Here is a 19,474-nt window from a genome sequence, read left to right as displayed (position 1 = left end):
AAATTGAATATTTTTATTTTCTTTAAAAACAATCGGGCAGACATTTTGCTTTTGTAATCCTAAATTGAATTTTTGTAACTTACAACCAAACTAAACCATCAACGTCATGCAAAAACTGAAACTGTTTTTCGAAGAAAGCGCCTTCGGTGTTTGTTCCAGACTTGGAGAGAAACTTAATTTCCCCATTGATAGTATTCGCTTATTTTTCATTTATTCATCCTTCATAACACTGGGTTCGCCGGTGATCATCTACGTATCCATGGCAATGATGATGAAAATTCGAAAGTACTTTAGAAAAATGAACAACCCAGTTCTTTTTGATTAAAGTCTATCAAAAGTTTTCTTTCGGTTCACCCAAAAGTCCCAGTAAATCCAATAAGAGGGACCTTTTTTGCTAAATTTCTTCTTCCCTTTAGTTTTCAAAAACTGTTCCTTACTTTCAAAAAAATCATCATATCCACGAAAGATAGCTTTACCAAACTCTTTTTTCCCATTTAGGATATAGGCTAGGGCTGCCAATATTTCTACTACAAACTTTAGAATAAAAATTACAGCAAAATTGAAGGTTGATTCTGCCTTATAAATCAAACTAATGCTATTCTTGATGTTTAGGTAGAGTTTTTTGGGGCTGCTTCTGTCAAGAGTTGCACCGCCCAAATGGTAAACAACAGAATCGCCTGTATATGCAATTTTCCAACCTGCTTGCTGCATCCTCACACAGAGATCAATTTCTTCCATATGCGCAAAAAAATGAGCATCAAAGCCTCCATGTTCAAAAAAACAAGCTGATCTAATCGCCAAACAAGCTCCGGAAGCCCAATCTACCAGACAAAAATCATCATATTGCCCTTTGTCCTCCTCAATTACATTCCAAATTCTCCCCCGGCAATAAGGGTAATATAAGGTGTCTAAAAAACCACCGCCTGCACCTGCATAATCAAAAACTTTAGGATTTTGGGCAGATAAGATCTTTGGCTGAAGAGCTGCTATTTTTTCGTCTCTTTGAAAAGCTTCCAGCAGCTTGCAATCCCAACCTTCTGTAACCTCAACATCTGAATTGAGCAAAATAAAAAATTCGTACTTCCCTCTTAGCTGCTCCAAACCCCAATTGTATCCACCTGCGTAGCCGAAATTTTCAGAAAGAGAGATGAGTTGAACTTGGGGAAAATCCTTCTCGAGGATGGCTATGGATTGATCCTGGCTAGCATTGTCAATTACCCAAATTTCAGATTGGGAAAACTTTATAACAGAAGGGAGGAAGCGTTTGAGCATTTCCTCCCCGTTATAATTTAAGATGACAATTGCGCAGTTTTGCATCCTCCTGATGATAGGTTATTGATAAAAAAATCTATAAATGCTCACTCATTAAAACCTTTTCCTTAAAGGCTTTTCATTTTCTGACCTAATCTCATTTTATCCAAACATGCTGCCTAGATCCATTCCGGGAATATTAGGAATCATCCCTTCAGTCGCTGACTTCATTTCAGCTTTTATTTTGACCTCAATTGCTTCCAAAGCAATATTTGTTGCTGCAACCACCAGGTCACTGAGCATTTCCTTATCATTAGGGGTTAACAGTGACTCATCCATTTCAATTTTCATCACTTTACGCTCCCCGTTGACTGTTACTTTTACTAATCCACCACCGGATTCTCCTTCAGCAGTCAGATGAACAAGCTTGGCTTGGGCTTCTTTTATTTTAGCCTGAGCCTCTTTTACCTTATTCATCATGTTCATCAAATCAAACATAGCTCTATAATTTTATTTTATGATTTCTTGAATTTCAAACTTTTATTTCGAATTAAACCCTTTTAGAAATTTTCACTGTTAAAAATGCAACATTAACCAAGTAAACTCTGTCTGTAGGAATATCAAACCATTTAGTTATGAAGTCGATAGTCCAAATTGATAAAGAGCAGGTTAAGAATCTGAGCTTTTCCAAAAAAGAGGTGATCTCTACCCCTGAAGAAAGGAAAATTCGATCTCAAAAACTGGAGAGATCGCAGACCCTTGGCAATTTACTGCATTCGAAAGTACGTATCACTTTCTGTACGGCTGAAGATCAAGTTTACGAAGTCAATACCACTGTTTGGGCTGTTGGGCCAGAATACATAGTACTAAAAGGAGGAGTAACTATCCCCACCAATTCTATCCTTTCTGTGGAATAAACTCCAAAACTGTCTTTATAGCATCCTCAACTCTCAAGTTTTCCTGAACTCCTGTTTCAAGGTTCTTTAGCGCAATAGTTTGGGATTCTATCTCTTGGTCTCCACAAATTGCTGCAAACTGAATCTGATTTTTACTCGCATAATCCAGTTGCTTTTTCATTTTAGCCTGGTCTGGATAGATTTCAGAAACAATCCCTGCTGAGCGTAAACGGGTCAGAATACTTAAGGCATATTGATACCCTTTCTGATCAAAATGGGTCAATAATACCTGCGTGCCCTGTGCAGTTGACTGAGGAAATAAATCCAGCTCCTCCATCACATCATAGATTCTATCTACTCCAAAGGAAAACCCTACGCCGGAAACCCCGTCCATACCGAAAACTCCGGTCAAGTTATCATATCGTCCACCACCACTAACGGATCCTATGGAAACATGATTGACTTTTACTTCGAAAATTGCTCCAGTATAATAAGACAAACCCCGAGCTAAAACCATATCCAATTCCACATGACTCAGATCTTCACCCATGGCCTGTAGAATTCCGAAAGTATCTTTCAATTCCTCCACTCCCTGCAAGCCTACTTCACTACCGGCTAGGAAATTTTTGAGAAAGTCTAATTTTTCCTGCACTCCGCCAGTGAAATTGATTAAAGGAGTAAGCTTCTGGATGGATTCATTTTGGAAGCCTCTTTGAGCTAATTCTTCCTGTACTTTTTCCCAGCCGATTTTATCCAACTTATCAATAGCAACACACAATGGACCTTCTTTTCCCGCTTCGCCGATCACCTCTGAAATCCCGGTTAAAATCTTCCGGTTGTTTATTTTGATATCATAGTCAGCAATATTCAGATTGGAAAAAACCATACGAATCATCAAAACAATTTCTGCTTCACAAACCAAGCTATCTGTGCCTACCACATCGGCATCACATTGATAAAATTCTCTATACCTGCCCTTTTGAGGTCTGTCTGCCCGCCAAACGGGCTGGATTTGAAACCTCTTGAAAGGGAATGTCAATTCATTTCGGTTCATCACCACAAACCTCGCAAATGGCACAGTCAAGTCATATCTAAGCCCCTTCTCAGAGACTTTTGACAAGGTAGCATTTGCCCCATTCTGCAAATCTTCGGGACCTACATTCTTTAGAAAATCTCCACTGTTGAGGATTTTAAATAGCAATTGATCCCCTTCGTCTCCATATTTTCCTGTCAGAGTACTCAAATTCTCCATAGCTGGAGTCTCTATCTGATTATAGCCAAACAACTGAAATGTATCCTTGATTGTATCTAGGATGAAATTTCTTCTGGCCATTTGGAGAGGTCCAAAATCTCGGGTTCCTTTCGGTAAACTCGGCTTTTGCATGCAAGTAATTTTGGTGATTAAAGCCCAAATTTACCGAAAAAAAGCAGAAATATCCCCGAACTCAGAGATAATACACAATTTATTCGCGCAGATTAATAGGCAATCAAAAAATGTTTCTTTACCTTTGCGTTCCGTTTCGAAACAAAAATCTTTAAACACATATAGTCATGGCAGTTACTACTCTGAAAAGAAAGCTAAGAAGAAAAAGACAAAGCCAGAATACACGTATCATCAAAATTAAGCAATTGACTGCTCAGCCGGTGATTAAAAACGTGGATGTAGAGGAATTGAAAAAGTCTTTCGAGAAGAAATAATTTCCCTTCTAGATATTGAGCGGCCTTGAGCCGCTTTTTTTTTGCCTATTCAGTAAGCCTTCCTCTTCTACCAAGCTCTATTACCCGAAGATTGGCTATTTTCCCTGAATTGATTTCAAAAAGGAGCATAGTTCTCATCTGGTGAAAACCTTGCTGCCCAATAGCCCCAGGATTCATATAGAGGCAATTCAAGTCTTTATCCATCTCCACTTTGCAAATATGTGAATGGCCACAAATAAAAACTTGAGGTCTTGATACTTTGATTTTATTTTTCACTCCCTTTGCGTAGCGGGGAGGTTTCCCTCCGATGTGAGTCATTAAAAACCGAACATCTTCAACTTCCCATTCCAACCATTCTGGATATAAATTCTGAGTATTAGTATCATCTATGTTCCCATAAACCGCTCTGATTGTTTTTCCCTCAGGTAATGCATTCATGACAGTCAACTCACCAATGTCACCTGCATGCCAGATTTCATCTACTTCTTCAAGATGTTGAAGAGTTTTGTGATCAATGTAACTGTGAGAATCAGAAATCAATGCGATTTTAGTGGACATTTGAAACGAAAGGCTTTAATTTTTCCTTGATAATGTAAGTCTTACCCCAAAACAATACGATCACTATGAAAAACCTAGCATTTCTTGGCCTCTTTTTTCTGGCAATACTTGGAACCTCCACACTTTCTTATGCTCAGTCTCCTGCAGATTCAGCCAAAGTGGTTTCAGTTGAAAAATTTCAAAAGCTAAGCTCAAAGAAGAAAAATATCCTAATCGATGTAAGAACACCTGAAGAAATGCAGGAGGGTCACTTGGAAGGTGCCTTGAATATCAATTTCCTTTCAGAGGGATTTGAAAATGAAATTAAACAATTGGACAAGACTAAAACTTATTTATTGTACTGTCGAACTGGAAAAAGAACAGCTAAGGCAGGTGCTGCAATGAAAGCAGCCGGATTTAAAAAAGTAATCATATTAGATGTCGGAATTACCGCCTGGAAAGAACAAGGAAAACCCATAGAAGAATGAGTCAAATAAAATCTGTTAATCCCTATTCCGGTGAAATCCTGAAAGAATTTCAACTTTTGACGGAAAATCAAGTTCAGGAAAAACTTCAAAAAGGCGAAAAAGCCTATCAGAAATGGAAAAAATCTCCCTTTTCTGAAAAATCAAAATTGATGCGTAAAGCAGCAGAGGAATTACGGGAAAATAAGGAACATTATGCGAAAATTATTTCCCTTGAAATGGGAAAAATCATCAAGGAATCAGTTTCAGAAGTTGAAAAATGCGCTTGGGTCTGTGAATATTATGCTGACAATGCAGAGGAATATTTGAAGCCTGAACCCATCTCTCTCCCTGATGGAAAAAAGGCCAAATTACTTCACCAACCAATAGGAACTGTTTTGGCTGTAATGCCCTGGAACTTCCCATTCTGGCAGGTATTTCGATTTGCTGCTCCTACCCTGATGGCAGGTAATACGGGTTTATTGAAGCATGCATCCAATGTGCCTCAATGTGCTTTAGCGATAGAGGAGGTATTTACCAAGGCCGGTTTTCCAGAGGGAGTTTTTCAAACACTTTTAATCGACTCGAAGACAACCACGGCAATTTTAGAAAACCCAATCATCAAAGCCGTTACCCTGACAGGAAGCGAAAAAGCTGGCGCAGCAGTTGCCTCAGCTGCGGGCAAACACATCAAAAAATCCCTACTAGAACTGGGAGGCAGTGATCCATTTATCATATTGGAAGATGCTGACATAGAAGAAGCATCCAAAACTGCAGCAAAAGCTAGAATGATCAATTTTGGCCAAAGTTGTATCGCCGCTAAGCGGTTTATCGTTCAGGATACAGTCTATGATCAATTTTTAGAAATATTTTCCAATGAAATAAAAAACCTCAAGGCCGGGGAGCCTCTGGATGAAAATGCAGACTATGTATGCATGGCAAGACCTGATTTAGCACAGGAGCTCTTTGAGCAAATTCAAGAATCTGTGGACAAAGGAGCTAAGGTTTTACTGGGAGGTAAAGCCCCGGAAAAAGGAAGTGCTAAATTTTCTCCTACTATTTTAACAGATATTCCAAAAGATTCTCCGGCATATTCAGAAGAATTATTTGGACCGGTTGCTATCGTTTTTCGGGTTAAATCAGCCGATGAAGCTATTCAAATAGCCAATGATTCTGAATTTGGTTTAGGATCATCTCTCTGGACGAAAAATCCGGAAAAAGCTGAAGCATTGGCTTCAAGGATAGAAAGCGGTGCAGTCTTTATCAATTCATTGGTGGCATCCAACCCACATCTTCCCTTTGGAGGAATCAAAAAGTCCGGTTATGGAAGAGAACTGTGCCGCCATGGAATATTGGAATTTGTAAACACCAAAACAGTATACCTTGGCTGATAGATAAGGGATAATCAATCGGTCTATTTTTGCAATTGCCCGATTCCTTCCTATTTTTACGAGCCAAAATTTTGTCTTTAACTAATGAGAGAAATACAATTTCGCGAAGCCCTCAGAGAGGCCATGTCCGAAGAGATGAGACGTGATAAGAACGTCTTCCTGATGGGTGAAGAAGTAGCTGAATATAACGGAGCTTACAAAGTTTCACAGGGAATGCTGGATGAATTTGGTCCAGAGAGAGTTTATGACACTCCAATCTCTGAATTGGGCTTTGCCGGTTTGGGAGTAGGTGCTGCAATGAATGGACTTATTCCAATCATTGAATTCATGACTTTCAACTTCTCCCTAGTTGCGATCGATCAGATCATCAACTCCGCTGCTAAAATGTTAGCCATGTCAGGGGGAGCCTATTCAGTTCCTATTGTTTTTCGAGGACCTACAGGAAATGCAGGTCAGCTGGGAGCTACACACTCTTCCAACTTTGAAAATTGGTTCGCCAACACTCCGGGTTTGAAAGTTATAGTACCTTCTAACCCTTATGATGCTAAAGGTTTATTAAAAGCTGCAATCCGTGATCCAGATCCAGTAATTTTCATGGAATCTGAATTAATGTATTCTGACAAAGGAGAAGTTCCTGAATCAGAATACCTTTTACCAATCGGAGTAGCTGATATTAAAAGAAAAGGAAAAGATGTTACGTTGATTTCCTTCGGTAAAATGATGAAAGTGGCTCTGGAAGCTGCAGAAGAAATGGCGAAAGAAGGAGTTGATTGTGAAGTAATCGATTTGAGAACTGTCAGACCTATCGATTACGCAACCTGTGTAGAGTCATTGAAAAAGACCAACCGTGCAGTTATTGTAGAAGAAGCTAATCCATTGGCTGCTATTTCCTCCGAATTGACTTACCATTTCCAGAGATATGCATTTGACTATTTGGATGCTCCTGTGATTCGTGTGAATTCAATGGATGTACCTTTAAGTTATGCTCCTACTTATATCGAGGCGACTATCCCTAATGTAGCGAGAACGGTAGCTGCTATCAAAAAAGTAACTTACCAAGAGTAATCATATAATTAATCCAAAAAAAAAGCCCTGACTTACCAAAGTCAGGGTTTTTTGTTACCCAATCTATCTATCTGTTTACTTATTACTAAATCGATAATTCATGAGAAATGTTTCACGATCTTCAAAAAAAATGGCTGTCTCATAAATCGTTCAAATGTAAGCCTGAGTGTAGTCGAAGGCCAATTATATCATCCTGGCCTACATTTCGACTTCGCTCAATGTGACAAAATCACTTTTGAGACAGCCCTTATTTTAAGTTTTTTTAGCGGTTGTTTTGAATCATCTCTCCTCCACCTTCTTCACCGCCTTTCAAATCATCATTAGATACTGACCTTCTTCTTCTAGGTCTATCGTTCATACTTAGCTTACCAATTCTGTAGCTGAAGTTGATCTTGAAATTCATATTTCTCAAAGCACTTGTACTGTTCTGTACAATGGTAGGCGTGATGGTCTCATTTCTGATGATAAATTCCTTCGCTAAGAAGTTTTCAGCACCAAATCCAATGCTTCCTCTTTTTTCATTGAATTGCTTATTGAAGTTTAAGCCATAAGCTGCGAATCCTCCGCTTGAACCTTGAAGTTGTACTCTTCTTCCTCTTGCAAAGGTGAATAGTTGAATCTGCCAGTCTTTTGGTAAAGAGTAGTTTCCAAACATTCTTCCACTGACTACCCATCCCTGATTAGATGCCGCAAAAAGCGGATCAGTCAATCCATTGTCCAACATGGCATAGTAAAGATCAAAACCACCATTTAAAGAGAACTTGTTGCTGATGCTAACATTGGCAAAGATGTTTGTACCTAAAGCCTGCTCCTGACCAATATTCTCGTAGGTCGTATAGATGATATCATCATCCTGAACAGTTCTTACTGCCTGAATCGATCCCGTAGTATTTCTGTAGAATCCGGTGAAGTTTAGCATAGTACCTTTGATGAAGGTACTATATCCCAATTCATAATTATCAGTCAATTCAGGATCCAAAATAGGGTTACCCTGAGAGATTTGAAGTGGATTGGATGCTTCAATGTTTGGATTCAAAAATCTCAAGGATGGTCTTTGAATTCTTCTGTTGTATGCAGCCTTGATCATGTTGCCATTTTTCAATTTGCGGCTAGCATTCACACTTGGCACCAAGGTTCCGTAAGAAGGAATATCAACCTCCAATTCATTGGCAAAATCAGCGGAAATGGTTGTATACTCATATCTCAATCCCGGCTTCAAGGTGTAATTTTTCAAGAAGCTGAAAGTATAAGAAAGGTATCCCGCAGTTACATTTTGATCATAACTGAATTCATTGCTTAAGGATGGGTCTTGCAATTCTACATATGGTCCATCAGCACCTTCTGCTTGGAAATAAGCAAAGTCCGAATAGGCTTTTCTCAAAATGTTTTTAGCCCCGTATTCCAAAATTTGATTTCCTTTATCCCCCAGAGGGTTTACAAAATCCAACTGAACAGTAAATTCTTCATTTCGGCTTGGGTTATCGTTTCTCAGCCTTGAGTCAATAGTTTGAAAATCTTCATTGAAAAGAGTGTTTACAAAGTTATTTTCTCTGTTGTTTCTACTATAAAGAGTCAATAAACTTGCCTCCTTACCTTTCTTCTCGTAGGTTTTGGTGTAGTTCAAACTTACATCAATGGAATTGGACTGATCCTTGGAATTAGTTTCTCTCAAGGCTTCTCTGATCAAATTTCCTCCTACAAAATTTTGTGTTAGGAAGTCATTTTGCCAGTTATTAGAATTTCTGATACCAAAGTTTACTGCACCAGTGATAAAATTGAACTTATCGATTTCATAATCCACACCAAAGTTATATCTACCAAACAGGTCTCTTCTTTCTGTATCTGCTGACTGCAGAATTGTAGTCGTATTTCCTGATGGGTCAATCAACTGCTGCTCGTTGTCGAATCTTCCCAAGATATTATAGCCAGAGCGGCCAAAACCTCCCAGCGAAAATCCAAACTTTCCGATTCTGGCACTTCCGTTCAATCCCAAGTTAGAACCTCTCAAACCAGCACCACTGTTGATACTCATGGTCACACCCTGTAGATTATTCTTCTTTGTAACAATATTGATTACACCGGAAGTACCTTCTGCATCAAATCGAGCTGAAGGTGAAGTAATAACTTCTACCTCTTTAATTTGATCTGCTGGAATTTGCTTCAATGCATCTGTAATGCTGCTGGCAGCTATTGCTGAAGGTCTGTTGTCAATCAATACAGTGATGTTGCTACTTCCTCTCATAGATACATTTCCATCCAAGTCTACGGATAGCATTGGAACTCTTCTCAACACATCCGTTGCATCTCCACCCGCAGTCGTTCTGTCATTCTCTGCTTTATAGATTGTTCTGTCAACACGCTCTTCAATCAATTGTCTTTGACCTTGAACGGTCACTTCCTCCAATGCCAATCCCTCATCGCTCATTGATAGATTTCCGAGGTTGATATCTCCGGTTTTAGATTTTACAGATATGTTGTCAACTACCAGCGTTTCGAACCCAATAAAAGTCAATTGAAGGGAATACTCTCCAGGATCGAAACCTGTAATGAAGAATTTACCTTCCCCGTCAGCGACGGCACCGGCTAAACTCACATCTGACCCTTTTCTGTATAAGGCTGCGGTAGCATAGCCAACAGGTTCGCCAGATTTTGCATCTTTAGCCACACCGATAATTCTGGCAGGCTGTTCTTGGTTTTGCTGGGCGAAGGTTTGATTGAAACCGATGGCTGCAAAAAGAATTAATAAACTGAATAGATTTTTCATCTGTTTTAGATAAATGATTTCAAAATTTTAATGGCACTCGCAAAATTCTTTTGATTCATTTTGCGAGCTTCACCTCAAATTTGATTTCGTGGTTTGTTTTCAAATATTGGGCTGTCACCTCATTGATACCCCAAAATTGAAGGCTTTGTTCAGCAATATTTTAGGTAATAGACCATTCATTGGTATTTGTCGACAAATAGGTCGATTTGCCTGATAAGGCAGAAGAAATCATCGATTAAGCGATTCATCCGCTCATCAGGGAGTTTCGCCGTGAAAAACAGCAGATTGGTAGATTTTCTAACTGAAATACTATTCTTTATATTAGTTTGGACCTGAAAATCAGACGTATGCCATCAATCACCTCCAAAAAAAATCTTTCTTTCCTAGTTCACATACTGGGATGGCTGATGCTATGTATAGTCCTTATCTTACTGTCTCCTCTATCCTGGAGAATGGGAGAAAATGAATTGCCCACAGCTTTCTGGTACAAACAGGTTTTCTTGGTAGCAGTTTTGGTATCCATCTTTTACACCAATGCCTCGATTGGTGTTCCCAAAATATTACTCAAAGGAAAAAATTACATATATCTCCTATTGGTAATAGCTGGAGCTGTAGTCTTTTACTTCACAATTATTTATTTCGAGCAACTCATCAAGTACCCGATGAGAATGCATGAATTTTTCAACCCTGACAAACCATTCGTACCTGGAAGAAGATGGCTGCCTGGAGACGTATTTCAACTTCTACTTTACACCGTTTCTATTGGCTTGAGTACTTCTTTGGCACTGGTTCAAAAATGGCAAAAAGACGAAACTGTACGACAGGAACTGGAAAAACAGCGGATCAACACGGAGCTCTCATACCTTAAAGCCCAAATCAATCCCCACTTTTTCTTCAATACATTAAATAATATCTATTCATTAACCAATCTGGATATTAAAAAAGCACAGGAAGCTTTATTGAAGCTTTCCCGGATGATGCGCTATGTGCTTTATGAAAATCAAAAAGAATCTACTTTGCTGAGTAAAGAGGTAGATTTCATCAGAGACTATATTGAATTGATGAAAATGAGATTGACTGATAAAGTCACCTTAAATATTAGTATGGACGAACCCAAAAACAACCATACTATTGCTCCAATGATGATTTTACCTTTTCTGGAAAATTGTTTCAAACATGGAATCAGCTCTCAACATCCCAGCAAAATTGATATTAAAATGGAAATCATGGGAGACACCTTATTCTTTGAAACCAGAAATCAGATTTTCCCTATCAATCAGGATAGCCCCGAAGCAAAAGAAAGTGGAATCGGATTAGTCAACACCCAGAGAAGGCTAAGTCTATTATATCCCAATAAACACCGCTTGAAATTTGGCAAAGTTGAAGACAAGGACGAATATTATGTCAATCTGACAATCAACTTGGAATGAAACTCAAATGTATAGCCGTAGATGATGAGCCACTTGCTCTCGAACTAGTATGCAAATACATACAGCAGACGGCTTTTCTTGACTTGGTTGGCAAGTTTTCCAGTGCCATTGATGCGCTGGCATTTCTAAATAAAGAGGAGGTTCAATTGATTTTCATGGACATCCAAATGCCCGATCTTTCCGGAATGGAGCTCGCAAGGGTGCTGGATGGCAAAAAGACCTCGGATAAAACCAGAATTATTTTCGCTACGGCTTATCATCAATTTGCAATAGAAGGATATAAGGTAGACGCTTTGGATTATTTGCTTAAACCTTACAGCTATGAGGATTTCCTGAATGCTGCTACCAAAGCTTATAATTACTTTGAAAAGCAGGAAAACAAGATTCCAAATCCGGCTACTACTCCGACAGAAAGCAGTCCCGAGTATATTTTTTTGAAAGTAGAATATCAGTTGGTCAAAGTAATGCTTTCAGATATCACACATGTGGAAGCATACAAGGACTATGTGAAAGTTCACTTAAAATCAAAACCCAATCCACTACTTTCTCTGACCAGTTTAAAAAGTATGGAGGAGCTTTTGCCCACTTCAAAATTTATGCGGGTGCATCGCTCTTATATCATTGGTTTAGATCACATAGAATCCGTTTCAAAAAACGTGATCACCATCGGCACACATCACATCTCGGTGAGCGATAATTACAAGGAACCCTTCTTGGAGTTTATGGGGAAATGGATGAATTGATTGGGGAAATCTGAAAGCTAAAATCTTAAGTCTGAAAAACGGTAGCGTCACTGCGAGGAGGAACGACGAAGCAGTCTCATAAATCTCATCGGCGCAAAGTTTTAATCTCCCGCAAAGTATAGAAGAAGCAAAGTATAGTAGGCAGTAGCAGTAGGCAGCAGGATACTTGCTTGTTACAAATCTAAAGTCGTCACCGCGAGGAACGAAGCGGTCTCAAGGAGAATAACTTCTAAAATCAGAAAATTGAAAATCGTCCGAAAAGAATAAAGATTTATTTAATCCTCTGTGAATTCTTCCCTTAGCTCTGTGGTTAGATTTGAAGCTCGCAACGGCGCAGCGACGCAGAGTTTTTAATCTCCCGCAAAGGATAGAAGAAGCAAAGAAAATTTAAAGTCCCCCTCAAGTCTAATTTTAAAAATTATATCCGCGAAAACCTCTGCGGATTTTGCGTCTTTGCGGTAAAAAAATAGATCAAATGATCAACTTGCACCTCTGGTGCTCCAAACAGGTTTAATTGCTCAAAGCCTCGGAGAGGCATTTTTAATCTCCCGCAAAGGATGAAAGAGGCAAAGTAAAGTAGGCAGTAGCATTAGGCAGCAGGGTACTTGCTTGTTACAAATCTAAAGTCGTCACCGCGAGGAACGACGCGAACTCAAGGAGAATAACTTCTAAAATCAGAAAATTGAAAATCGTCCGAAAAGAATAAAGATTTTTTTAATCCTCTGTGAATTCTTCCCTTAGCTCTGTGGTTAGATTTGAAGCTCGCAACGGCGCAGCGACGCAGCGTTTTTTCTTTCGCAAAAGATAGAAGAAGCAAAGAAAATTTAAAGTCCCCCTCAAGTCTAATTTTAAAAATTATATCCGCGAAAACCTCTGCGGATTTTGCGTCTTTGCGGTAAAAAAATAGATCAAATGACCAACTTGCACCTCTGGTGCTCCAAACAGGTTTAATTGCTCAAAGCCTCGGAGAGGCATTTTGATTGTAGAAAATTGAAGTGAGAATAAACAAGAGCTTCGGAGAAGCGATTTGAAATGAAATTGGACTCCTTTGCTAAAAAAAGCTCGCAGCGGCGCAGCGACGCAGCTTTTTTAATCTCCCGCAAAGGATAGAAGAGGCGAAGAGTATATGAAGCTATGTTTCCTATGTTCCCTCTGTGGTTTTTTAAATTGCTCGGGGAGGCAGGAAAAGTTATTGGTTATTAATGCCGCCTCACTATTCCAAAGACAAGATGGCTTTCCTAGTTCTAAGTCTGACTCTTTAAGCATCAAAGGAAAGTAGGATAAAAATAACCTTGTGCCCTGCGCGTCTCAGCGGTAAAAATTATCTCGCAGCGACGCAGAATCGCAGAAATCAAGCCTTTTTCTTGATTTATTTATTCTATAACCAACTACACTGTTCTTAATTTTTTAACTTTACTTCATGACCGAATCTCAAAAACACTTTTTGCAATTAGCCATCGAACTGGCTCAAAACGGGATGGAAGCTGGGCATGGAGGACCTTTTGGTTGTGTGATCGTCAAAGACGGAAAAATCATAGGAAAAGGCTCAAACAGCGTTCTTAAAAATAACGATCCCACAGCCCACGCAGAGGTGGTCGCTATTCGGGATGCCTGCAAAAACCTCCAACATTTTCAGCTCGAAGGTTGTGAAGTCTACACTTCCTGCGAACCTTGTCCCATGTGCTTGGGAGCTATATTCTGGGCCAGGCCGAGTAAAGTTTTTTATGCCTGCACCAAAGAAGACGCAGCAGATGCCGGTTTTGATGATGATTTTATCTATGAGGAAATCAAGATAGATCCTACGCAACGCAAAATCCCCATGCTCAACGGAATGCGGAAAGAATCCCAAAAAGTCTTTGAGCTATGGAAGAAGAAAGAGGATAAGAAGGTGTATTAGAGATTAGAAACGAGAGATTAGAGGATAGAATTTAGAAGCGAGAGACTAGAAGCAAGAAAAAACCCGATCCTTTCAGGCCGGGTTTTGATTGATTTCTTACTTTATATTTCTGCCTTTATCTTCTTCCCATTCCAGGCATCATTCTGCTCATAGCAGCTTTGGCTCCGCCCATTTTATTCATTTGCTTCATCAGCTTGCGCATATCTGCAAATTGCTTCATCAAATTATTCACTTCTGTAATCGATCTACCTGAACCGTCAGCGATTCGCTTTCTTCTACTTCCATCAATCACATCCGGGTTTTCTCTTTCCAAAGGCGTCATACTGCGAATGATCGCTTCGATCGGCTTAAATGAATCATCATCTATATCCAATCCCTTCATCGCCTTACCCATTCCAGGAATCATCCCCATCAAGTCCTTGATATTTCCCATTTTCTTCACCTGCTCCAACTGAGATAGGAAGTCATCAAAATTGAAGTTGTTCTGACGGATTTTAGCATTGATCCGCTTGGCTTCATCCTCATCAAAAGACTGCTGAGCACGCTCCACCAAGGAGATCACATCACCCATACCCAGAATTCGCTGGGCCATACGATCCGGATGGAACACATCCAGATTCTCCATTTTTTCACCGGTGGAAATAAACTTGATGGGCTTATTAACTACGTGACGGATGGAAATAGCAGCCCCACCACGGGTATCACCATCTAATTTGGTTAATACCACCCCGTCAAAATCGAGACGCTCATCAAATGTCTTCGCAGTATTCACAGCATCCTGACCTGTCATGGAATCCACCACAAACAAGGTCTCAGATGGTTTCAAGGCATTTTTCAAAGCCTCAATTTCATTCATCATCTGCTCATCTACCGCCAAGCGACCCGCGGTATCGACGATTACCGTCTTTTTCCCGCTCTTCTTCGCATAGGCAATCGCATTATTGGCGATTTCCAGGGCATTTTTATTCTCAGGCTCGGCATAAACTTCCACACCGATTTGCTCACCCAATACTTTCAACTGATCGATCGCCGCCGGACGATAAATATCGCAAGCAACTAGCAAGACCTGACGACCCTGCTTTTTCAAATAGCTTCCCAGTTTTCCGGTAAAGGTTGTTTTACCAGAACCCTGCAAACCGGAAATCAAAACAACCGCAGGCTCTCCGCTGAGTTTGATATCCGCCTTGGTACCGCCCATCAATTTGGTCAGCTCCTCTTGGGTGATTTTCACCAATAATTGACCCGGAGATACAGAGATCAACACATCCCGCCCCAAGGCTTCAGTCTTAATGGTGTCTGTGACTTCCTTCGCTACTTTATAGTTAACGTCAGCATCGATTAGGGCTCTTCTGATTTCCTTAACCGTGGTTGCAACGTTGATTTCGGTGATTTTTCCGGTTCCTTTCAGGGTTTTGAAAGCCCGGTCCAGTTTCAAACTTAAATTATCAAACATGTGGTTATTCCGCTATTTGCTGCAAAAGTACTAATTTTCACGCCCGAACGAAAGCCTAAAAGACGCTAATCCATCCACTTTTCAGTTCTTCTTTGCCTTTTAATTCCTAATTTGCATGCTTTCTGTTTCATATACGAAAATCAATTCATGCAGCTGAATTTTCAAAAACAAATCCTCCCGCATCTAATAGGTGTTGGGGTGTTCTACTTACTGATCGTTTTTTACTTTTCTCCATTGGTTTTCGATGGAAAAGTCATCTTTCAAAGCGACATACTTCAATGGGAAGGCTCTGCCAAGGAAGTCTTGGATTATAGAGCGGAAACTGGCGAGCAGGCACTTTGGACCAATTCCATGTTTGGAGGTATGCCGGCTTATTTTATCAGTTTGGAATTTCCCGGGGACATCACCAATGCACTGGTATCTGTTTTGACTTTGGGACTTCCTCACCCTATAAATGGGCTGTTTTTCGGGATGCTGGGCATGTATATCTTATTGTTGAGTTTTCGTGTCCGACCCATCTTCGCCATTGCGGGAGCTATCGCTTTTTCATTCAATACCTACAACCTACTTTCACTCGAAGCAGGACATAATGCTAAAATATGGGCTGTATGCCTAATTCCGCTGATTCTTGCAGGTATTCATTTGGCCTTTGAAAAGAAGCATATTTTGGGCGCCGCTTTATTGGCTGTCGGCCTTTTGCTGCAACTTAAATTCAATCACCTTCAAATCACTTATTACACCTTAATCATCTCTGTGATTTATGTCTTGGTGAGGCTTGTTTTTGATTGGAAAAAAGAAGGAATCGCTCCTATTGCAAAAGCGATTGGATATTTAGCTATTGGAGCCATTTTAGCAGTTGGCGGGAATTTGGGAAGACTGGCTACGGCCCTGGAATACAGTCCTTACTCAACCCGCGGAAAAGCGACTTTGGAAACGGAGTCTGCCGGATTGGATAAGGATTATGCATTCAACTGGTCTAATGGTAAATTGGAAACACTTACTCTTTTGGTTCCTGATTTTTACGGAGGTGGAAGTCAAACTCCCCTTCCCAAAAATTCAGAGGCTGAAAAGGCCTTACGAAGTAATGGAGTGGATCCTGCACAAATCAACGGATTTATTAAATCTGCTCCAACCTATTGGGGCGATCAGCCATTTACGGGAGGTCCTATCTATGGAGGAGTGATATTGGTATTTTTGGCAATTCTAGGTTTTTGGGCTGCTCCAAAGGAAAGTTTGATCGCTTTCGGAGTCATCATCATTTTTTCACTGATGCTTAGCTGGGGCAAGAATCTGGCTTGGTTTAATTATCTCCTATTTGATGTACTTCCGGGATACAACAAGTTTAGAGCTGTGTCCATGGCATTGGGAATGACGCTTTTTGCCATCCCTGTCTTGGGAATGATTTCTCTGGAAAGGTTGGTTCAAAAAGGTGACTTGAAACCCTTGTACCTATCGGGTGCCATTGTAGGAGGCCTGGCATTGCTTTTGGCAATAGCCTCAGGTGCATTTTTCCGTTTTGAAGGAGCGGTAGATTCAAGCTTACCGGACTGGTTAGCATCCGCTTTGCAAAAAGACCGTAAGGCCATGCTCTCTGCATCTGCCTGGAAAAGCTTTGGCTTGATTGCAGCTGCTTTTGCCTTGGTTTATTTCAGAATTAAAGGAAAAATATCGGACATGATTCTGGGAGCAGCTTTGATTCTATTAGTCAGCATAGATTTGTGGAGTATTAATCGAAGGTATTTAAATGAAGAATCCTTTCAGGGAAATCCATCCAGACAGTTTTTCGCTGAAACTCCTGCAGAAAAGGAAATCACTTCGGATCCTGGATACTTCAGAGTTTTGAGTCTAACAGAGTCTTTGACCCAAGGAGCAAGAACAAGCTATAGGTTATATAGCTTAGGCGGGTACCACGGTGCTAAATTGAGACGTTATCAGGATTTGATTGATTATCAATTGCAGGATGAAATTCAGGCCTTTGTTGGAAAAGCTCAGGAGGGTAATTTTGATTGGGAAAGCATTGGAGTTATCAACATGCTCAATACCAAATACCTGATAGCTGGACAGGAGGCTAATGCGGTTTTTCAAAATCCAGAAGCAAACGGTCCTGCTTGGGTACCGCTTCAAGTTTCATCTGTTGCAAGCAATGAAGAAGAAATAAAGGAAATTGGGGAGATTGACACCAAAACCCAAGCTACTCTGAATACTAGTGAGTTTGGATCTGTTGGTGCAGGAGTAGGACAAATAACTTTGACCTCTCAAAGCCCCAACGAACTCCGGTATCAAGCGGAAATGGATCAAGGAGGATTGATTGTATTCTCCGAAATATATTATCCAGAAGGCTGGACCGCTACCATAGATGGAAAGGAAACTCCTATCCTGCGAACCAATTATTTATTGAGGGGGTTGGATGTTCCTCAGGGCAGTCATGAAATAGTCTTTACCTTTGCACCGAGTAGCTATCTTTCCACAAAAACTCCAATGATCATTTTCCAGTACCTGATTTTGGTAGCTTTGATCGGTGGAGTAGTGATGACATTCAAAGAGAAAAATGGAAGATCCTAAAGATAAAGTAGTCAGTTTTTACGACCAGTTTTCCGAAAAGCAGGAGAAAACCGGAATCAATTCCCGGCATCTAAGCATTTTGGATAAGGTGGTAATGGCTGGCTTGAAATCACATCACCGAGTTCTGGAAGTTGGTTGTGGGATCGGAACAGTATCTTATTTACTGGCCAATTTGGTCAAGGACGGAGAAGTTTTGGCTGTAGATATTTCCCCGGAAAGTATTGAAAAAGCCAAGGCTTTATGGAAAGATCAAAGCAACCTGAAGTTTGAAGTATCTGATATGTCTGACTTTCATAAAGTCGGAGAAAGCTTTGATTTCATCGTATTCCCAGATGTATTGGAACATATCCCAGTGGACCAGCATCAAAGGCTTTTTCAGACCATACAACAACACGCTAACCAAGACTCTGTAGTTTTTATACATATTCCCTCCCCGCGTTATCTTCAGTGGATGATTGAAAATGAACCGGAGAAACTACAGGTGATCGATCAGCCTCTAGACTCGGGAGATCTGATCAAAAGTCTCACAGCAAATGGTTTCTATTTGGAGAAAATGGAAACATACTCCGTTTTCTACGAAGAAAAAGACTATCAATATTTCGTTTTCAAGGCTACCAAACCTTTGGAAAGATCAACTCCCCGCAGCAAGTGGGAAGTATTAAAAGAAAGAATCAGCATTCGCCTGAAATACGGCATAATCAAGTAAGAAATGAAAATCACAGAAAACGCAGTGGTAGGATTAACCTACGAACTAAAAGTTAGCAAAGTAGAAGATGATATAGAATCCGTGCCATTCAGCGTGGAAGTGAGAGATGAAGAAGATCCATTCTACTTCCTTTTTGGTCAAAGTGGACTTCCGGAAAAGTTTGAAGAATTATTAGCTGGTAAAAAAGAAGGCGATGATTTTAACTTCAGCCTAACAACAGAAGAAGCTTATGGAGAGCCTGATGACGAATTGTTGATCACTCTTCCCAAAGAGCAATTTTCCAAAGAAAGAGGCTTTACAGAAGAAATGATCAAAGAAGGAGAGTTTTTACCCTTGATGGATGAAAACGGTTATTCCATGCAGGCAAAGGTTCTCAAGGATTTAGGCGAGAATTTATTATTGGACTTTAATCATCCATTGGTAGGTTTCGATCTGCACTTCGAAGGCAGCGTGATCGAGGTAAGAGAAGCTACAGAAGACGAGCTTTCTCATGGACATGTTCATGGAGAGCATGGAGAACATGAGGAAGGGTGAAAGCTAAATTCAGAATACTAAATTTTGAAAGCTGAAAAATAGGCAATTGGCAGTACCGACATTTGACTTGGAAGTATTTGCTC

18 protein-coding genes are annotated in these 19,474 nt (G+C 40.2%); 12 read left to right on the top strand and 6 right to left on the bottom strand.

Annotation, left to right across the window (positions count from 1 at the left end):
• Positions 1-106 precede the first annotated feature (106 nt).
• The gene (locus tag GYM62_RS01600) at positions 107-325 is read left to right on the top strand and encodes a PspC domain-containing protein (RefSeq protein ID WP_091655618.1); all 219 of its coding nucleotides are present in this window, start codon (positions 107-109) and stop codon (positions 323-325) included.
• On the opposite strand, the gene GYM62_RS01595 is transcribed toward GYM62_RS01600, so the two are convergent.
• The gene (locus GYM62_RS01595) at positions 322-1,317 is read right to left on the bottom strand and encodes a glycosyltransferase family 2 protein (protein WP_219958041.1); all 996 of its coding nucleotides are present in this window, start codon (positions 1,315-1,317) and stop codon (positions 322-324) included. The genes GYM62_RS01600 and GYM62_RS01595 overlap by 4 nt on opposite strands.
• A gap of 96 nt (positions 1,318-1,413) precedes the next feature.
• A complete protein-coding gene (locus tag GYM62_RS01590; protein ID WP_091655616.1) occupies positions 1,414-1,749 on the bottom strand; it encodes a YbaB/EbfC family nucleoid-associated protein in 336 nt (111 codons plus the stop codon).
• 137 nt (positions 1,750-1,886) lie between these two features.
• Here GYM62_RS01590 and GYM62_RS01585 point away from each other — a divergent pair, with 137 nt between their 5' ends.
• On the top strand, positions 1,887-2,168 hold the full coding sequence (locus GYM62_RS01585) for a hypothetical protein (RefSeq protein WP_144605701.1): 282 nt from the start codon (positions 1,887-1,889) through the stop codon (positions 2,166-2,168).
• On the opposite strand, the gene hisS is transcribed toward GYM62_RS01585, so the two are convergent.
• On the bottom strand, positions 2,149-3,531 hold the full coding sequence (gene hisS, locus GYM62_RS01580) for a histidine--tRNA ligase (protein ID WP_219958040.1): 1,383 nt from the start codon (positions 3,529-3,531) through the stop codon (positions 2,149-2,151). The two genes, GYM62_RS01585 and hisS, sit on opposite strands and share 20 nt — an antisense overlap.
• A 167-nt stretch (positions 3,532-3,698) precedes the next feature.
• On the opposite strand from hisS, the gene GYM62_RS01575 reads away from it, so the two are divergent.
• Positions 3,699-3,845, top strand: coding sequence for a hypothetical protein (locus tag GYM62_RS01575; RefSeq protein WP_175557949.1), 147 nt, complete (start codon positions 3,699-3,701; stop codon positions 3,843-3,845).
• 45 nt (positions 3,846-3,890) lie between these two features.
• Here the strand turns inward: GYM62_RS01575 and GYM62_RS01570 are convergent, their stop codons facing one another.
• The gene (locus GYM62_RS01570; RefSeq protein WP_219958039.1) at positions 3,891-4,403 is read right to left on the bottom strand and encodes a metallophosphoesterase; all 513 of its coding nucleotides are present in this window, start codon (positions 4,401-4,403) and stop codon (positions 3,891-3,893) included.
• Positions 4,404-4,468: 65 nt separating this feature from the next.
• Between GYM62_RS01570 and GYM62_RS01565 the strand changes: the two genes are divergently transcribed.
• The 3 genes from GYM62_RS01565 to GYM62_RS01555 all read left to right on the top strand — a co-directional run bounded on the left by GYM62_RS01565 (position 4,469) and on the right by GYM62_RS01555 (position 7,302).
• The gene (locus GYM62_RS01565; protein WP_219958038.1) at positions 4,469-4,870 is read left to right on the top strand and encodes a rhodanese-like domain-containing protein; all 402 of its coding nucleotides are present in this window, start codon (positions 4,469-4,471) and stop codon (positions 4,868-4,870) included.
• Complete coding sequence (locus tag GYM62_RS01560; protein WP_219958037.1) at positions 4,867-6,237, top strand: NAD-dependent succinate-semialdehyde dehydrogenase; 1,371 nt, start codon at positions 4,867-4,869, stop codon at positions 6,235-6,237. Before GYM62_RS01565 ends, GYM62_RS01560 begins: the two co-directional genes overlap by 4 nt.
• An 84-nt stretch (positions 6,238-6,321) precedes the next feature.
• The gene (locus GYM62_RS01555; protein ID WP_219958036.1) at positions 6,322-7,302 is read left to right on the top strand and encodes a pyruvate dehydrogenase complex E1 component subunit beta; all 981 of its coding nucleotides are present in this window, start codon (positions 6,322-6,324) and stop codon (positions 7,300-7,302) included.
• A 262-nt stretch (positions 7,303-7,564) separates the two neighbouring features.
• On the opposite strand, the gene GYM62_RS01550 is transcribed toward GYM62_RS01555, so the two are convergent.
• Entirely contained in the window at positions 7,565-10,066 is a 2,502-nt protein-coding gene (locus GYM62_RS01550; RefSeq protein ID WP_219958035.1) for a TonB-dependent receptor domain-containing protein, read from the bottom strand.
• Between the two features lie 347 nt (positions 10,067-10,413).
• Here GYM62_RS01550 and GYM62_RS01545 point away from each other — a divergent pair, with 347 nt between their 5' ends.
• The 3 genes from GYM62_RS01545 to GYM62_RS01535 all read left to right on the top strand — a co-directional run bounded on the left by GYM62_RS01545 (position 10,414) and on the right by GYM62_RS01535 (position 14,136).
• A complete protein-coding gene (locus GYM62_RS01545; protein WP_245756456.1) occupies positions 10,414-11,496 on the top strand; it encodes a sensor histidine kinase in 1,083 nt (360 codons plus the stop codon).
• Positions 11,493-12,239, top strand: coding sequence for a LytTR family DNA-binding domain-containing protein (locus GYM62_RS01540; protein WP_219958034.1), 747 nt, complete (start codon positions 11,493-11,495; stop codon positions 12,237-12,239). Before GYM62_RS01545 ends, GYM62_RS01540 begins: the two co-directional genes overlap by 4 nt.
• Positions 12,240-13,659: 1,420 nt before the next feature.
• Positions 13,660-14,136 carry a nucleoside deaminase gene (locus GYM62_RS01535; RefSeq protein WP_091655607.1) on the top strand — a complete coding sequence of 159 codons (477 nt, stop codon included), beginning with the start codon at positions 13,660-13,662 and terminating at the stop codon, positions 14,134-14,136.
• Positions 14,137-14,251: 115 nt separating this feature from the next.
• Here the strand turns inward: GYM62_RS01535 and ffh are convergent, their stop codons facing one another.
• A complete protein-coding gene (gene ffh / locus GYM62_RS01530) occupies positions 14,252-15,589 on the bottom strand; it encodes a signal recognition particle protein (protein WP_091655606.1) in 1,338 nt (445 codons plus the stop codon).
• A gap of 147 nt (positions 15,590-15,736) precedes the next feature.
• On the opposite strand from ffh, the gene GYM62_RS01525 reads away from it, so the two are divergent.
• The 3 genes from GYM62_RS01525 to GYM62_RS01515 are packed head-to-tail and all read left to right on the top strand — an operon-like array spanning position 15,737 to position 19,391.
• Positions 15,737-18,151 (top strand): YfhO family protein, encoded by a 2,415-nt coding sequence (locus tag GYM62_RS01525; protein WP_219958033.1) that lies wholly within the window; start codon positions 15,737-15,739, stop codon positions 18,149-18,151.
• Positions 18,138-18,857: a bifunctional 2-polyprenyl-6-hydroxyphenol methylase/3-demethylubiquinol 3-O-methyltransferase UbiG gene (locus tag GYM62_RS01520; protein ID WP_219958032.1), complete on the top strand. Its 720-nt coding sequence runs from the start codon at positions 18,138-18,140 to the stop codon at positions 18,855-18,857. Before GYM62_RS01525 ends, GYM62_RS01520 begins: the two co-directional genes overlap by 14 nt.
• Before the next feature lie 3 nt (positions 18,858-18,860).
• Complete coding sequence (locus GYM62_RS01515) at positions 18,861-19,391, top strand: peptidylprolyl isomerase (protein ID WP_091655603.1); 531 nt, start codon at positions 18,861-18,863, stop codon at positions 19,389-19,391.
• Positions 19,392-19,474: the final 83 nt, after the last annotated feature.

It is taken from the genome of Algoriphagus sp. NBT04N3, assembly GCF_019443765.1.
In the GTDB taxonomy this organism is placed as follows: domain Bacteria; phylum Bacteroidota; class Bacteroidia; order Cytophagales; family Cyclobacteriaceae; genus Algoriphagus; species Algoriphagus ornithinivorans.
This window is presented reverse-complemented; position numbering and strand designations above follow the sequence as displayed.

Bases quoted from the DNA above. Each gene is read 5' to 3' on its own strand.
- GYM62_RS01550 (WP_219958035.1), bottom strand. From the start codon at position 10,066: ATGAAAAATCTATTCAGTTTATTAATTCTTTTTGCAGCCATCGGTTTC.
- GYM62_RS01535 (WP_091655607.1), top strand. From the start codon at position 13,660: ATGACCGAATCTCAAAAACACTTTTTGCAATTAGCCATCGAACTGGCT.
- GYM62_RS01525 (WP_219958033.1), top strand. From the start codon at position 15,737: ATGCAGCTGAATTTTCAAAAACAAATCCTCCCGCATCTAATAGGTGTT.
- GYM62_RS01560 (WP_219958037.1), top strand. From the start codon at position 4,867: ATGAGTCAAATAAAATCTGTTAATCCCTATTCCGGTGAAATCCTGAAA.
- GYM62_RS01520 (WP_219958032.1), top strand. From the start codon at position 18,138: ATGGAAGATCCTAAAGATAAAGTAGTCAGTTTTTACGACCAGTTTTCC.
- GYM62_RS01555 (WP_219958036.1), top strand. From the start codon at position 6,322: ATGAGAGAAATACAATTTCGCGAAGCCCTCAGAGAGGCCATGTCCGAA.
- hisS (WP_219958040.1), bottom strand. From the start codon at position 3,531: ATGCAAAAGCCGAGTTTACCGAAAGGAACCCGAGATTTTGGACCTCTC.
- GYM62_RS01590 (WP_091655616.1), bottom strand. From the start codon at position 1,749: ATGTTTGATTTGATGAACATGATGAATAAGGTAAAAGAGGCTCAGGCT.
- GYM62_RS01545 (WP_245756456.1), top strand. From the start codon at position 10,414: ATGCCATCAATCACCTCCAAAAAAAATCTTTCTTTCCTAGTTCACATA.
- GYM62_RS01575 (WP_175557949.1), top strand. From the start codon at position 3,699: ATGGCAGTTACTACTCTGAAAAGAAAGCTAAGAAGAAAAAGACAAAGC.
- GYM62_RS01600 (WP_091655618.1), top strand. From the start codon at position 107: ATGCAAAAACTGAAACTGTTTTTCGAAGAAAGCGCCTTCGGTGTTTGT.
- GYM62_RS01595 (WP_219958041.1), bottom strand. From the start codon at position 1,317: ATGCAAAACTGCGCAATTGTCATCTTAAATTATAACGGGGAGGAAATG.
- GYM62_RS01565 (WP_219958038.1), top strand. From the start codon at position 4,469: ATGAAAAACCTAGCATTTCTTGGCCTCTTTTTTCTGGCAATACTTGGA.
- ffh (WP_091655606.1), bottom strand. From the start codon at position 15,589: ATGTTTGATAATTTAAGTTTGAAACTGGACCGGGCTTTCAAAACCCTG.
- GYM62_RS01540 (WP_219958034.1), top strand. From the start codon at position 11,493: ATGAAACTCAAATGTATAGCCGTAGATGATGAGCCACTTGCTCTCGAA.
- GYM62_RS01570 (WP_219958039.1), bottom strand. From the start codon at position 4,403: ATGTCCACTAAAATCGCATTGATTTCTGATTCTCACAGTTACATTGAT.
- GYM62_RS01585 (WP_144605701.1), top strand. From the start codon at position 1,887: ATGAAGTCGATAGTCCAAATTGATAAAGAGCAGGTTAAGAATCTGAGC.
- GYM62_RS01515 (WP_091655603.1), top strand. From the start codon at position 18,861: ATGAAAATCACAGAAAACGCAGTGGTAGGATTAACCTACGAACTAAAA.